We start from the raw sequence: 14,244 nt of genomic DNA, 5'->3' as shown, positions 1-14,244 counted from the left end.
CTTGATCTGCTTTTGATCTCAGGCGCCCCGTTAAACCACGCTGGCCGAACGCAGGCTTGAATCCGTGGGCAACCCGGCAGGACGCCGGGTTAGCCGCACTGGGCCATGGATGGCCCATTGCGGCGGCCCACGGATTCAAGCCGGAGAGAGGGCACACCGAGCCCAAGCGAGGTGCCGAGTGGTGGGGCAAGAGCGTTTTGCTTACTTTTGCGCTTTTCAAAAGTGAGCCGCTGTAAAAGCGGAACCCATAGCAGCCGTTACCGCAGAAACGGATATGTACTCAACCCAATCCAACATCCCGGCCAGCCCTAAGGCCGCTATCGGGGGCAAGCCCCCTCCCACATTTGGGCCGGGATCGACACAAAATCCTGGTCGGCCCAGAGGCCGCCATCGGGGGCAAGTCGAATCGTCGCACCGCCCCTCCCACATTTGAACCCTGTTGTCAGGGCGCTATTGTTTCCAGGCGTCTGCGTTCACCAGATTCTGTGGCCGCTCTCCGGCCAACGCCTGCAACAGATTATCCACCGCACACCTGGCCATCGCCTCCCGCGTCTCATGGGTCGCGGAGCCGATATGCGGTGTGGCCACCACGTTGTTCAAGCGCAGCAGCGGGGACGCGTGATCGAGCGGTTCTTTCTCGAACACATCCAGGCCGGCCGCGCGAATGGTGCGTTGTTGCAACGCCTCCACCAGCGCTGCTTCGTCCACCACCTTGCCCCGTGAGATGTTGATAAAGATCGTCTCCGGCCCCATCAGCGCGAACTCCTCGGCACCGATCAACTTCTCGGTCTCGGCGGTGAGCGGCAAAGTCAGGCAGACAAAGTCCGCCTCCTTGAGCAAATCGTGCAGGCTGCGGTACTGCGCGCCAAAGCGGGCTTCTACCGCAGGCTTGGGTGAATGGCTGTGGTAGATCACCGGCATACCGAAGCCAAAGTGCCCGCGTTGGGCCAGGGCTTCGCCGATACGTCCCATGCCGATGATGCCCAGGGTCTTGCCGTGCACATCGCTGCCAAAGTGTGCCGGGCCGATGTTCTTGCTCCATTGACCGGCGCGCACCATATCGGCCAGTTCCACCACGCGCCGGGCGGTCGCCAGGATCAGCGCAAAGCCGGTGTCGGCGGTGGTTTCGGTGAGCACGTCCGGCGTATTGCTGAGCAGGATGCCGCGCTGGGTGAGGTAGTCGATATCGTAGTTGTCGACACCTACTGAGACGCTCGCCACCGCCTCCAGCTTCGGCGCCAGGTCGAGCAGCCCGGCATCCAGGCGCAGGCTGGCGCCGAGCAGCCCGTGGGCGCCGGGCAGGGCGTCGCGCAGTTGGGTAAGGCCGGTCTCGTCCAGCGCGTCGATCAGCGTCACATCGGCCTGCTCATGCAGGCGCGCCATCAACGGCGCAGAGAGTTTTTTATAGAGAACCACAGACTTTTTCATTGAGCTTTCACCTTCAACTCGAGGGTAGGCATCGGCGCGCGTACACGGTCGCTGGCGCCGGGCTTGAGGAAAATCGTCAGCACCACCGACAGCAGCAATGCACCGCTCATCAGCAGGTACGAGGCGCCGGGCGAACCGGTGCTGCTATTGAGGTAGCCCACCAGGTAGGAGCCGCCGAACGAACCCAGCGCGCCCATGCTGTTGATCAGCGCCATGGCGCCACCGGCGACGTTGGCCGGGAGGATTTCCGGGACGATGGCGAAGAACGGGCCATACGGCGCATACATGCACGCGCCGGCAATCACCAGCAGGGTGTAGGACCACCAGAAGTGTTCCGCGCCGAGCGCGTAAGAGGCGTAAAAGGCAATCGAGGCAATCAACAGCGGCGGCCACACGAAGCGTTTACGCTTTTGCAGCTTGTCCGAGCCCCACGAGACCACCAGCATGCCGATCACGGCGGCAAGGTAGGGCAGCGCCGAGAGCCAGCCGGCCTCGACCATGTCCATTTGCAGCCCGGCCTTGAGGATCGATGGCAGCCACAATACGAAGCCATACACGCCAATGCTCCAGCAGAAGAACTGCAGCGCGAGGATGATCACTTTGGGCGAGCGGAACGCTTCGGCATAGTTCTTCACCGCCTTGATACCGACCTGTTCGGCGGCCAGGGCACTTTCCAGGCTTTGCTTTTCGCTGTCGCTCAGCCACTTGGCGTCCTTGGGACGTTCATCGGCCAGCTTCCACCAGATAAACGCCCACAGCACCGCTGGCAAGCCCTCGATGATGAACATCCAGCGCCAGCTGAAATGCTGCACCAGGTAGCCCGAGACCACCGACATCCACAGCATGGTCACCGGGTTGCCGAGGATCAGAAAGGTGTTGGCCCGCGAGCGTTCGGCGCGGGTGAACCAGTGACACAGGTACACCAGCATCGCCGGCATTACCGCCGCTTCGACCACCCCGAGCATGAAGCGAATCACGATCAGCATGTAGGCGTTGGACACGACGCCCGTCAGAGTGGCCAGGCCGCCCCACAGGATCAGGCTGACGAAAATCAGCTTCTTGACGCTGCGCTTCTGCGCGTAGATCGCCCCCGGCACCTGGAAGAAAAAGTAGCCAAGGAAAAACAGCGCGCCGAGCAGGGACGACATGCCGGGCGTGATCATCAGGTCTTCGGCCATACCGGAGGCTGCGGCGAAACCATAGTTGGCGCGGTCCAGGTAGGCCAGGCTGTAAGTGATAAACACGATGGGCATGATGTACCACCAACGACGGGTGGCGAGTTTCACGGTTTCCATAAGGTGGCTCCTGAGCTTGTTGTAGTTGTGGCAACAGGTAGTGGGTCAAGCAACGGATCGGTTGGGTAATTCGGCACGGGTGGGCAACCCTTCCATATCGCCGCGACTCTGGACGGCGCGGCTGCCGATCCAGTTGCCGCGTTGTACCGCCTCGGGAAAGCTGGCGTTTTCCAGAAGGGCGCTGATCATGCCCACGGCAAAACCATCGCCGGCGCCCACGGTGTCGACCACCTTGTCGACGCGCACGGCGGCGACAAAGCCCTGGTCCATCTGGGTGCGGTAGTAGGCGCCATCGGGCCCGAGCTTGATCGCCACGGCTTCGGCGCCCTGGTCAAGGTAGAACGCGGCGATATCAGCCGGGTCATCGAAGCCAGTGAGCAGGCGGCCTTCGCTGAGGCCCGGCAATACCCAGTCCGCCAGGCCGGCCAGGGCGTTGATTTCGCGGATCATCCGCGCCTGGCTGGCCCACAGGGAGGGGCGCAGGTTCGGGTCGAAGGACACGCTGCGCCCGGCCTTGCGCATCTGTTTCATCAATTCCACCGACAATTGGCCGGTGGCCTCCGACAATGCCGGCGGAATCCCGGTGGCATGCAGATGGCGCGCCTGCAGCAGTGCCGGGCTGATGTCCGCCATCGACAAATGGCTGGCGGCCGAGCCTTTGCGGAAATACTCCACCTGGGGATCGGCGCCGGATTCTTCGCGGGACTTGAGCTGAAAGCCAGTGGGGTGCAGCGGGTCGACGGTTACATGGCGGCAGTCCAGGCCTTCGTTGGCCAGGGTGTCGACCACGAAGCGCCCGAGGGAGTCGTTACCCACCCGGCTCAGCCACGCGACATTGAAGCCCAGGCGCGACAGGCCAATCGCGACATTACTGTCGGCGCCCGCAATGCGTTTGTGAAACTGACTAACCTGGGCCAGATCGCCGGTCTGCTCGGCGACAAACATCGCCATGGTCTCGCCAAACGACAGGATATCGATCTCAGACATGGGCATTCTCCACGCGGGGTTGGCCCAGGCGGGCGAGGGTAGCGACCTGTTGCGCGGTGACGTCGACCAGGTCATCGCCCTGCAGCGGAAATTCCACCGCCCGGGTAATACCTTGAGTCATGTGCGTGAGCAGTTGTTCCCACAGATGCAGGTCGGTGGCGCCGGGCGGCAGGGCCACCAGCTTGCCATCCGGGCGACGGGCGACGGCCTTGCAGTGCAGGTAGTCCACATGTCGGCCCAGCAGGCGCGCGGCGGTAAGGGCGGACTGGTCCTGCCACTGCCAGTTGCCGATGTCGAAGGTCATCCTGACCGGCAGGCCCAGGCGTTCGACCTCGGTGAAGAAGCGTTGCATCGGCTCGATCCGGCCGCCGTGCAGGGTCTGGTCGTTTTCCACCAGCAGCTTGACCGCATGGCGATCGAGCAGCGCTTGCAGGCTCTCCAGGTCGTTGGTGTCGGTGAAGTAACCCAGGGAAACTTTCAGCCAGCCCGAGCCAAAGGCCTGGGCTCGGTCGAGGGTGGCGGCGAGGTCTGGATTGGGCTGGGCACGGCCGGCCACCCAGAGTTCCAGGGGGGAGGAAAACACCGACTCCAGGCCTTGCTCGGCGGCGGCCCGGGCCAGCGTGTCGGGCTGTTCGGTGGTGAGCAGTTCTTCACGCCATTCGATGCGCCGGGCACCGGCGGCGCTCAGCAGCGTGACAAAACTCAATTGGCCCTGCTGGCGGACCAGCTCGGCGCCGTAGCTGGAAAGGCTGATGGAGACGGGGTATTCATGCATTGTTGTTTACCTCTGAAACCGGTTTCATTTTTATGCGCAGAACAAAATGTGGGAGGGGGCTTGCCCCCGATAGCGGTGGGTCAGCTACAGATAAGCTGACTGACATGCCGCAATCGGGGGCAAGCTCCCTCCCACAGGGAGTTGGGTAGAGCCGCGAATGATCAGTTGGGGCAGGAAATCGAGGGTACGGGTGGGAGCTGTGTCGCCGCGCAAGCGCTTGAGCAGGCAGTCGAACGCGGTGGCGCCAATCGCCTCGGTGGGCTGGGCGAGGGCGGTGATGCCGTTGCCCACCAGTGGGTACCAGTCCAGGTCATCCAGGGCGATCAGGCCCACATCATCGAACAGCTCGCAGCCCAATGCCTTGAGCGCCCGTGTACAGGCCAGCGCGGCAACACCGTTGGCGCAAAACAGCGCCTTGGGGCCGGGCTTGGTCAGAAAGACTTGCAGGCGGCTTTCCAGCGCGCCATCGAGTTCAACCACGGCACCGGTCAAGCCCGGGCGCCGGGCGATTTCGGCATTGAAACTGTCCAGGCGCTCCAGGCGTGAACTGGTGCCATCGGTGGCTTCGCTCACCAGCAACAGGTTGCGGTAACCCTGTTGCTCCAGGTGCTCCACCGCCATGCGCACCGCCGCTGGATTGTCCAGGCCCACCAGGTCGCTGTGCAGCGGCTCGACCTTGCGATCCACCAGCACCAGGGGCATTTCCCGTTGCAGTTCCAGCAGTTGGTCGAGGTGATGGCCGAGGGTGTTCACGATCAGCCCTTCGATGTTGTACGAACGCAGTGCCGCCAGGTGCTGGCGCTCCTGCTCGTCATCGCGGTCGGTATTGCACACCACCAGGCTGTAGCCGTGCTGGCGGCAGGCGGTTTCGACGCCGTGCATCACGGCAATGGAGTAGGGGTTGCGAATATCGGCCACCAGCATGCCGATCAGGCGCGTGCGCCCGCGTTTGAGACCGCGGGCCATCTGGTTGGGGCGGTAGCCGAGTTCAGCGATCGCCTGCTCGATCCGCAGGGCGATGGCGTCGGAGAGCAGGGCGCGGTCGTCGCCGATAAAACGCGACACGCTGGCTTTGGAGACACCGGCGCGCTCGGCGACATCAAGCATGGTCACGCGGCTGCGCTGGGCGGCAGAAAAGTTGTTCACGGTGATCGACCTTCTATTTTTATTGGAATCGCTGAAACCGGTTTCAGGAAACCATCAAATGAGGAAAGTCGTCAAGTTGTTGTAGGACAAAGTCAGATAGCCGGCGTCTACACCATCACACCCAGCCAGGTCGCGACCAGCAGCAACAAGGCCATGCCCCGGTTGAAGCGCTGCATGGCCCTGGCTGAACGAAACACCCGTGACGATCCGATGCCGAGCAGTGCCCACGTACCAAGGCAGGGCAGGGAGATCAGGAAAAAAACCAGGGACAGGGCCATTACCTGGCTCTGGCGCTCCTCACCGTTGCCGGCAAATACGCTCACGACTGCCAGGGCCATCATCCAGGTTTTGGGATTGATCAATTGCAGCGCGGCGGCGCCGATCAGGCCAAGGGGCTTTTCGACGGTGCCCACTTCGATGGCTTGGGCGGGCGCGCTGAAGATTTGCCAGGCCAGGTAAGTCAGCCAGGCGACGCCGATCCATTGCATGGCGGTCTGTATTTTGGGCAATTGCACCAGGGACTGGCCGAACCCGGTCCCCACCAGCAACACAAGGCCGGCAGCCCCGGCGCAAGCACCGAAAATGATCGGCAGCGCGGCTCTGAAGCCATAGCGTGCGCTATTGCTCAGCACCAGGATATTGGTGGGGCCGGGGGTGATAGAGGCAACAAAGGCGAACACGATAAACGCCAACATGACAGGAACTCCAAAAACAATCGGTGGAGTCCATCTTCACCAGCCTGCACGCTACCTGTCTGGAAGATTTGAGCAACGCTTGCGGTACGCGGCGGGCGTGAGGCCGTAGGCGCGTACAAACCAGCGGCCCAGGTGGCTCTGGTCGGCAAAACCCAGGGCAGTCGCCACATCCGCCGGTTGCTCGCCCCTGGCCAGCAAATGCCGAGCGCGGGCCAGGCGCAGTTGCACCAGGTAGGCGTGAGGCGGCAGGCCGAACGCGCTCTTGAAGGCGCGACTGAGGCGGAAGCGGTCGACACCGCAGGCCAGGGCCAGTTCGTCCATGCCGACATCGACGTGCAGGTGGGCATGCAGGTATTCCCGGGCCTTGTGCGCCACTTGCGGCAAGCGCGGGTCTTCGCGGTAGCGGGTGCGCCAGTAGAGTTGGCCGGTGAGCCGCTCCAGCAATTGGTCCATGGCGCGTTGCCGCACGATGCGCAGCTCGCCGCTGTGCAGGGTCTGGAAGGCCTGGCTGGTGGCCAGGGCCAGGCGCTGATCGCTGGTCAAGGTGCTGGCGAAACTCAACTGGCTGTCGAGCGGCGCCTCTTCGAACACCGCACTCACTTCACGCGCCAACCAGTGCGGGTCGAGGTAGAGCATGTGATAGGTGAAGCCGTCCGGGGTGGGCGCATCGCCGTCGTGTAACTCACCGGGTTCCACCAGGAACACCTGGCCGGGCACGCTGTTGTGGCGCGTGCGCCGGCACTGATTGCGGCATTCACGTCGGCCGGCGTGAGGTTGAAGCCGATCAGCTTCTGCGGGTCGATCCAGATGCGCATGGCGCGCTCGGCGCCATACAGCTGGGCCTTGCCTACCCCGTCCAGGCGCTTGAGTTCGTTCATCACGTTGCGCGCCAGGTAATCGCTGAGCGCCACGTCATCAAGCTTGCCGTCGTTGGACGTCAGCGTCACCAGCAGCAGGAAACCGGCCGAGACTTTCTCCACCTGCAAGCCTTGTTGCGTCACCGCTTGCGGCAGGCGCGGCTCCACCGCCTTGAGACGGTTTTGCACATCCACCTGGGCCATTTCCGGGTTGGTGCCCGGTTGGAAGGTGGCGGTAATGGTCGCCGAACCCAGGCTGCTCTGGGACTCGAAATACAGCAGGTGATCGGCGCCATTGAGCTCCTGCTCGATCAGGCTGACCACGCTTTCATCCAGGGTCTGGGCCGAAGCGCCAGGGTACACCGCGTAGATTTCCACCTTGGGCGGCGCGACGTTGGGGTATTGGGCCACCGGCAATTGCGGGATCGCCAGGAAGCCGGCCAGCAAAATGAACAAGGCCACCACCCAGGCGAAAATCGGGCGGTCGATAAAGAACTGCGGCATGGCGGGTTATTCCTTTACGAGCGGGCTGTCGTCCACTTCAACTTTTTCGCCGGGGCGTGCATGTTGCAGGCCCTCGACGACAATGCGGTCACCGGGCTTGAGGCCGCTGCTGACGATCCAGCGATCCTCGATCACCGCGCCCAGCTCAACCGGCTGCTGGCGCACGGTCTGCTCGCCGTCCAGCACCAGCACCATGGGGATGCCGGCGCTGTCGCGGGTGATCGCGCGTTGCGGCACGCTCAGGCCTTGCCTGTCGACCGCCTGTTCCAGGCGTACCCGTACAAAGCTGCCGGGCAGCAGGTCGAGGTCCGGGTTGGGAAACTCGCTGCGCAGAATGATCTGCCCGGTGCCCGGATCGACGCTGATCTCGGCGAACAGCAACTTGCCCGGCAACGGGTACAGGCTGCCGTCATCCTGGATCAGGGTGGCCTTGGCCTGGTCCTGGCCGACCTGCTTCAGACTGCCGGCACGGAAGGCACGGCGCAGGTCATTGAGCTCGCGGGTCGACTGCGTCAGGTCGGCGTGGATCGGGTCCAGTTGCTGGATGATCGCCAGCGGGGTGGCTTCGTTCTGGCCGACCAGCGCACCTTCGGTCACCAGGGCGCGGCCGATGCGCCCGGAAATCGGTGCGGTCACGGTGGCGTAGCCCAGGTTCAACCTGGCGCGCTCGACGGCGGCCTTGTTGGCGGCGACTTCGGCGTTGGTCTGGCGCAGGGCGGCGCGGGCGTTGTCGTATTCCTGGCCGCTGATGGCGTTGCCTTCTACCAACTGGCTGTAGCGCTGCTCCTGCAGGCGCGCCTGGAATGCATTGGCCTCGGCCTTGCTCAGGTTGGCCTGGGCGCTGTCCAGGTCGGCCTTGAAGGGCGCCGGGTCGATGCGAAACAGCACGTCGCCCTGTTTCACGTCATGGCCTTCATTGAACACGCGTTGCATCACCACCCCGGCCACCCGTGCGCGCACTTCGGCAATGCGCGGCGCAGCGATGCGCCCGCTCAATTCGCTGGTGATAGACAGCGGCTTGGCCTGCAGCGTCTCGATGCGCACTTTGGCCAGGGGCATTTGGGGCGCCTCGGCTGTGGACTGGTCACACGCGCCCAGCGCCAATGTGAGGGCCAGCAGGCAAAACGGCGCAAACAGATTCTTCGACATGCTCTTATCCCAATATTGACTGGCGCATCCTAAGGTCACCTGCGCCGTGGTGCTGTGAAGCTGTGTAGGTCGTGTGTGAAGAAATGTAAGGGTCGGCGCGCGGGGCGCTGAGGGCGTATATCCTTGCACAACCTTGCTTGCAATGAAGATCAAATGTGGGAGGGGGCTTGCCCCCGATGACAGGGTGCCAGTGGACTTTTGATTAGCTGACACACCGCTATCGGGGGCAAGCCCCCTCCCACATAGGATTTGTGTACGACACTTCACTGTATTTTCTGGAAACACCTTCATGCCCAACATCCTCCTGGTGGAAGACGACGCCGCACTCTCAGAGTTGATTGCCAGCTACCTGGAGCGCAATGGCTACCACGTCAGCGTGCTCAGCCGTGGCGACCTGGTCCGTGAACGGGCGCGGCTGAACCCGCCGGACCTGGTGATCCTCGACCTGATGCTGCCCGGCCTCGACGGCCTTCAGGTGTGCCGCCTGCTGCGTGCGGACTCGGCGGGCCTGCCGATCCTGATGCTCACGGCCCGTGACGACAGCCACGATCAGGTCCTGGGCCTGGAAATGGGCGCCGACGATTATGTGACCAAACCCTGTGAGCCTCGCGTGCTGCTCGCCCGTGTGCGCACCTTGCTGCGCCGCAGCAGCCTGTCGGAGCCGCAGGTGGCCAGCGACCGTATCATCATGGGCAACCTGTGCATCGACCTGTCCGAGCGCACCGTGACCTGGCGCGAGCAGGCGGTGGAGCTGTCCAGCGGCGAGTACAACCTGCTGGTGGTGCTGGCGCGGCATGCCGGTGAAGTGCTCAGTCGCGACCAGATCCTGCAGCGTCTGCGCGGCATCGAGTTCAACGGCACCGACCGTTCGGTGGACGTGGCCATCTCCAAGCTGCGCCGCAAGTTCGACGACCACGCCGGTGAAGCGCGCAAGATCAAGACGGTGTGGGGCAAGGGCTACCTGTTCAGCCGTTCCGAGTGGGAATGCTGAGCCATGTTCCGTGTCCTGCTGCGCCTCTACCTGATCACCATCGTCACCTACAGCGCGGCGATTTACCTGATCCCCAAGCTGGTGATCCAGCTGTTCGAACACCGCTATATGGCCTACAACGTCGAACAGTCCCGTGGCCAGCAAAGACTCATCGTCAAGCAATACCTGCGCGCGCCGGTGGAGCGCTGGTCGCAGGTCACCGAGCAACTGAGCCGCGACTTCGCGCCGTTGAAGGTGCAATTGCTGCTGCGTCAGGATGCGCGCTACACACCGGCCGAGGAGCAATTGCTGGAGCAGGGCAAGCCGGTGATCCGCCTGGGCGAGTGGGGCTGGATGGAGGAAGTCAGCTCGCCGATCAACGAGCAGTTCGCGGTCAAGCTGATCATCCCGCCGGACCCGCTGGACATGAACCTGCTGTACTGGTCGATGAACGTGCTGGTCGGCGCTGCGCTGCTGGCCTGCCTGCTGGTATGGTTGCGCCCCCACTGGCGCGACCTGGAGCGCCTGAAAAGCACCGCCGCGCAGTTGGGCAAGGGCAACCTGGGCGAACGCACGCAGATTGCGCCGAGTTCCAGCATCGGCAGCCTGGCGGCGGTATTCGACACCATGGCCAATGATATCGAGCACCTGTTGAACCAGCAGCGCGACCTGCTCAACGCGGTGTCCCACGAACTGCGCACACCGCTGACCCGCCTGGATTTCGGCCTGGCCCTGGCGCTGTCGGAAGATTTGCCCGCAGCCAGCCGCGAACGTCTGCACAGCCTGGTGGCGCATATTCGTGAACTGGATGAGCTGGTGCTGGAATTGCTCTCCTACAGCCGCCTGCAAAACCCGGCGCAGTTGCCCGAGCGCGTGGAGGTGGTGCTGGATGAATTCATCGACAGCGTATTGGGCAGTGTCGACGATGAACTGGAAAACCCCGATATCGTTATCGATGTGGCGCTCGACTGCGCGCTGGAGCGCTTCAGCCTTGATCCGCGCCTGACCGCCCGCGCCCTGCAGAACCTGTTGCGCAACGCCACGCGATACTGCGACAAGCGCATCCAGGTCGGCGTCAAGGTCTGCCCCAAAGGCTGTGAAATCCGCGTGGATGATGACGGCATCGGCATCCCGCCGGACCAGCGCGAACGCATCTTCGAGCCGTTCTATCGCCTGGACCGCAGCCGCGACCGCGCCACCGGTGGTTTCGGCCTGGGCCTGGCGATCAGCCGACGCGCCCTGGAAGCCCAGGGCGGCACCTTGACCGCCGAAGCGTCACCGCTGGGCGGCGCGCGGTTTCGCGTGTGGTTGCCTACCGCCGATTGATCACAGCACCTTGACCGCGCGGCCGATGGCCTGGATCGGCCCGGTCGGTTTGCCGGTGGGAGAGCCGCTCGGGTCTTCCAGCGTCAGTTCGAACAGCTGATTCGGCGCCAGCGGCGGGAGCTTGTCCAGGGGCACCGACAATGTCTGCCCCGGCTTGACCAGCCCCAGGGACACCGGTCCCTGCCAGCCATCGGCCTTGGTCCAGAATTGCAGGGCCTTGTCGGCCGGCACCTGCATCACACCCAGCGGAATCAACTGGATCCGCTGGTTATCGCTGGCCTGGATCACCCAACCAGGGGCCTGGCTTTGCGGCGCCATCAGCACCACCAAAAAGCTGGGTTCGGCCATGGGCGGGCGTATCAGCAGCAGCGCGCTCAGGACCACGGTTGCCATCAACCCCGCGGCGGCCAGGCCGCGCCAGAGCGACAGCCAATCCCACCACGCCACGCCTTTGTGCGGTGCTGCGAGACGGCGTTCGATACGCCGCCATAACTGCGCGGAAGGGCGCACCGGTTGCGCCAGCGCCGTCAGGGGCAACAGGCGTTGCTCCCAGGCGTCCACTGCTGCGCGCAGTGCTGCATCGTGCTTTAGACGTTGCCGGACTTCGCTGCGCTGTTCGGCGGGCAGGGTGCCCAGCACGTATTCACCGGCCAGCTCATCTAGTGTGTCGTTCATGCCATGCACTCCCGCAAAGCGGCAAGGCTGCGTTTGATCCAGGCTTTGACGGTGCCCAGAGGCGTGCCCAGTTTCTGCGCGATTTCGTTATGGGAATAGCCGTCCACATAGGCATGCAGGAGGCAACTGCGGCGGGCCGGGTCGAGTCGCTCCAGGCAGGTGTGGATCTGCCCGGCGCGCGCGGCGAATTCAAAGCTATCGGCCGGTTCAGCCAGTGGCTCGTACTGATCATCCAGCGGCACCACGCGCCCGGCATTGCGCACGCCATCCAGGGCCAGATGCCGAGTCACGCTGAATACCCAACCGCGTGCAGAGCCTCGACCGGGATCAAAACTGCGCGCGCCGTGCCAGATTTTGATGAAAGCGTCATGCACGATGTCTTCAGCCTGCGCCTTGTTCCGAGTGATCCGCAGCGCCACGCCGAGCAAGCGGCTGCTGTCATGCTCATAGAGCTGGTGCAGGGCGCGGTGATCGCCACGGGCGCAGGCCAACAGGCACATTTCGTAATCAAAGGTGATTTCAGCCAAACCAACACTTCCTGCTACTGAGTGAACGACCGTCCTGTGCAGGAGCGAACGCTCGCTCCTGCATGGCCAGCGTAGCCGAGTTTGCTCAGTTGGCTGTCCAGAAGATGTAATCGGACTGGTACTTGACCTTTTCCTGCTGGCCCTTGTTCGAGGCGGCGCATGGTGTGCCGGGTGCGACTCCGCCCTTGAGCGCAACCCGCTGTACATAAGTCACGCCGCTCATCGCACCCTTGCCCTCGGCCGGATTGGCCTTGACCAACTGATAGGGCAGGTTGCCCGGGCTCGACGGTGCCACGGCCAATTGCGTGCCGGTGATCTTTGAGCCGTCCTGGGCCTGCCAGGTGGCGGGCGGGCCGAAGTAACTGCCCACGGCCTTGCCGCTACGGTCGTTGAGCACTGCTTTGGGGCCGACGAAGGTCCATTCGGTCTGGCCAGCGGCGTTGGCCTTGTCGCGGCATTCATAGGTGATTTCGCCGACACCTGTGGTTTCCATCGTCACCTTGTGGCCATCCGGCACCTTGATGCCGTCGGGCACACCGGTCTGTGCAAAGGCGGACGGTGCGGCGATGAGCAAACCGGTCAAGCAAAGCAGCGCTTTAACGTGCATGGTGTTTCTCCATTGGGTAGAACAGCGGGGTTACATCGACTACTACGCAGGAGGCACACCGATTGGATGCAGAGTCGTGCAAAAAAAATCGAGATTTAAAAAATGCATAAAGTCAGATCATATTGATATAAGTGGTTATAAGAAAAATCGCTATCCTGCGGCCAGAAATTTATAAGGCCGCAGGTAGCTGTAATGGATGTGGGTAATGTGGGTTTCGTGGTTGCCGGCCTCATTGTAGGTTTTATCGTGGGCATGACGGGCGTCGGTGGAGGCTCGCTGATGACGCCGATCCTGTTGTGGTTCGGCATCAATCCGGCCACCGCCGTGGGTACTGACTTGTTGTATGCCGCCATCACCAAGTCCGGTGGGGTGCTGGTGCACAGCAAGAACAGGAACATCGACTGGACCATCACTGGCTGGCTTACCCTGGGCAGCGTGCCGGCGGTATTGCTGACTCTGTGGTTCCTCGCCAGCCTGCACACTGACCCCAGCGCGATGAATGCAGTGATCAAGCAGGCGCTGGGCGTGGTGTTGCTGCTGACGGCCCTGGCGATCCTATTCAAGCAACGCTTGCTGGCGTTCGCCCAGCGCCATGCCGGCGACGACTACCATATGCGCCCGCGCAATCTGAATGCGCTGACCGTGGTGACGGGCGCGGTGCTCGGCACCATGGTGGCGCTGACGTCGATCGGCGCCGGCGCGCTGGGGACCGTGGCGCTGTTTATCCTGTATCCGTTTCTCGCCACGCGCCGCTTGGTGGGCACCGAGATCGCCCATGCTGTGCCGCTGACGCTGGTGGCGGGGCTGGGCCATGCGAGCATGGGCAATATGGATTGGCATCTGTTGGGTTTTCTGCTGATGGGCTCGCTGCCGGGTATTTATCTGGGCAGTCACATGACTGGCAGGATTCCGGACGGTGTGCTGCGTCCGTGTCTGGCGGTGATGTTGATGGCGGTGGGCTACAAGCTGGCGTTCTAGGATGGACGCGGTCCAGTGTGGGAGCGGCTTTGCTCCCCGTGGCGGGCCAGTGGCCTATTGCTATCTGACTGATGCACCACAATCCAATGTCCACTGTGGGAGGGGGCTTGCCCCCGATGGCGGCCTCAGGGCCGACCAGGATGCTGGATTGACCGAGTACATATCCGTTTCTGCGGTCACGGCTGCTAATGGTTCCGCTTTTACAGCGGCTCACTTTTGAAAAGCGCAAAAGTAAGCAAAACGCTCTTGCCCCACCACTCGGCACCTCGCCCAGGCTCGGTGTGCCCGAACGCAGGCTTGAATCCGTGGGCCGCCGCCACGCGCC

Annotated in this window: 13 protein-coding genes and 2 pseudogenes; 3 read left to right on the top strand and 12 right to left on the bottom strand. The window is 63.2% G+C overall.

Annotated elements, in window-relative coordinates:
- Positions 1–450: 450 nt before the first annotated feature.
- The 9 genes and pseudogenes from MRY17_RS14555 to MRY17_RS14515 all read right to left on the bottom strand — a co-directional run bounded on the left by MRY17_RS14555 (position 451) and on the right by MRY17_RS14515 (position 8,836).
- Positions 451–1,428 carry a 2-hydroxyacid dehydrogenase gene (locus tag MRY17_RS14555; RefSeq protein ID WP_191956903.1) on the bottom strand — a complete coding sequence of 326 codons (978 nt, stop codon included), beginning with the start codon at positions 1,426–1,428 and terminating at the stop codon, positions 451–453.
- Complete coding sequence (locus MRY17_RS14550; RefSeq protein WP_181282752.1) at positions 1,425–2,723, bottom strand: MFS transporter; 1,299 nt, start codon at positions 2,721–2,723, stop codon at positions 1,425–1,427. Before MRY17_RS14550 ends, MRY17_RS14555 begins: the two co-directional genes overlap by 4 nt.
- Positions 2,724–2,768: 45 nt before the next feature.
- On the bottom strand, positions 2,769–3,710 hold the full coding sequence (locus MRY17_RS14545) for a sugar kinase (RefSeq protein ID WP_181282753.1): 942 nt from the start codon (positions 3,708–3,710) through the stop codon (positions 2,769–2,771).
- Positions 3,703–4,485, bottom strand: a complete 783-nt coding sequence (locus tag MRY17_RS14540; RefSeq protein WP_181282754.1) for a sugar phosphate isomerase/epimerase family protein — start codon at positions 4,483–4,485, stop codon at positions 3,703–3,705. The genes MRY17_RS14545 and MRY17_RS14540 overlap by 8 nt, the downstream gene beginning before the upstream one ends.
- Positions 4,486–4,569: 84 nt before the next feature.
- Positions 4,570–5,631: a LacI family DNA-binding transcriptional regulator gene (locus MRY17_RS14535; RefSeq protein WP_181282755.1), complete on the bottom strand. Its 1,062-nt coding sequence runs from the start codon at positions 5,629–5,631 to the stop codon at positions 4,570–4,572.
- 107 nt (positions 5,632–5,738) lie between these two features.
- Positions 5,739–6,326: a LysE family translocator gene (locus tag MRY17_RS14530; RefSeq protein ID WP_181282756.1), complete on the bottom strand. Its 588-nt coding sequence runs from the start codon at positions 6,324–6,326 to the stop codon at positions 5,739–5,741.
- A 51-nt stretch (positions 6,327–6,377) separates the two neighbouring features.
- Positions 6,378–7,067, bottom strand: a pseudogene (locus MRY17_RS14525) (helix-turn-helix domain-containing protein); the annotation flags it as partial.
- Positions 7,064–7,687, bottom strand: a pseudogene (locus MRY17_RS14520) (efflux RND transporter permease subunit); the annotation flags it as partial. The pseudogenes MRY17_RS14520 and MRY17_RS14525, both read right to left, overlap by 4 nt.
- A gap of 6 nt (positions 7,688–7,693) precedes the next feature.
- Complete coding sequence (locus tag MRY17_RS14515) at positions 7,694–8,836, bottom strand: efflux RND transporter periplasmic adaptor subunit (protein WP_191951797.1); 1,143 nt, start codon at positions 8,834–8,836, stop codon at positions 7,694–7,696.
- A 289-nt stretch (positions 8,837–9,125) separates the two neighbouring features.
- Here MRY17_RS14515 and MRY17_RS14510 point away from each other — a divergent pair, with 289 nt between their 5' ends.
- Entirely contained in the window at positions 9,126–9,827 is a 702-nt protein-coding gene (locus tag MRY17_RS14510) for a response regulator transcription factor (protein ID WP_124358253.1), read from the top strand.
- Between the two features lie 3 nt (positions 9,828–9,830).
- Positions 9,831–11,132 carry an ATP-binding protein gene (locus MRY17_RS14505; RefSeq protein WP_057722191.1) on the top strand — a complete coding sequence of 434 codons (1,302 nt, stop codon included), beginning with the start codon at positions 9,831–9,833 and terminating at the stop codon, positions 11,130–11,132.
- On the opposite strand, the gene MRY17_RS14500 is transcribed toward MRY17_RS14505, so the two are convergent.
- The 3 genes from MRY17_RS14500 to MRY17_RS14490 all read right to left on the bottom strand — a co-directional run bounded on the left by MRY17_RS14500 (position 11,133) and on the right by MRY17_RS14490 (position 12,941).
- Positions 11,133–11,807, bottom strand: a complete 675-nt coding sequence (locus tag MRY17_RS14500; RefSeq protein ID WP_243352368.1) for an anti-sigma factor — start codon at positions 11,805–11,807, stop codon at positions 11,133–11,135.
- Positions 11,804–12,334, bottom strand: coding sequence for a sigma-70 family RNA polymerase sigma factor (locus tag MRY17_RS14495; protein WP_181282762.1), 531 nt, complete (start codon positions 12,332–12,334; stop codon positions 11,804–11,806). Before MRY17_RS14495 ends, MRY17_RS14500 begins: the two co-directional genes overlap by 4 nt.
- A gap of 85 nt (positions 12,335–12,419) precedes the next feature.
- On the bottom strand, positions 12,420–12,941 hold the full coding sequence (locus MRY17_RS14490) for a DUF3455 domain-containing protein (RefSeq protein WP_243352367.1): 522 nt from the start codon (positions 12,939–12,941) through the stop codon (positions 12,420–12,422).
- Positions 12,942–13,133: 192 nt separating this feature from the next.
- On the opposite strand from MRY17_RS14490, the gene MRY17_RS14485 reads away from it, so the two are divergent.
- Positions 13,134–13,919 (top strand): sulfite exporter TauE/SafE family protein, encoded by a 786-nt coding sequence (locus tag MRY17_RS14485; RefSeq protein WP_181282764.1) that lies wholly within the window; start codon positions 13,134–13,136, stop codon positions 13,917–13,919.
- Positions 13,920–14,244 lie beyond the last annotated feature (325 nt).

The sequence above is a fragment of the Pseudomonas orientalis genome, from assembly GCF_022807995.1.
Taxonomy (GTDB): Bacteria; Pseudomonadota; Gammaproteobacteria; order Pseudomonadales; family Pseudomonadaceae; genus Aquipseudomonas; species Aquipseudomonas orientalis_B.
The sequence above is the reverse complement of the archived record's forward strand: the minus strand, read 5'-3'. Positions and strand labels throughout refer to the sequence as shown.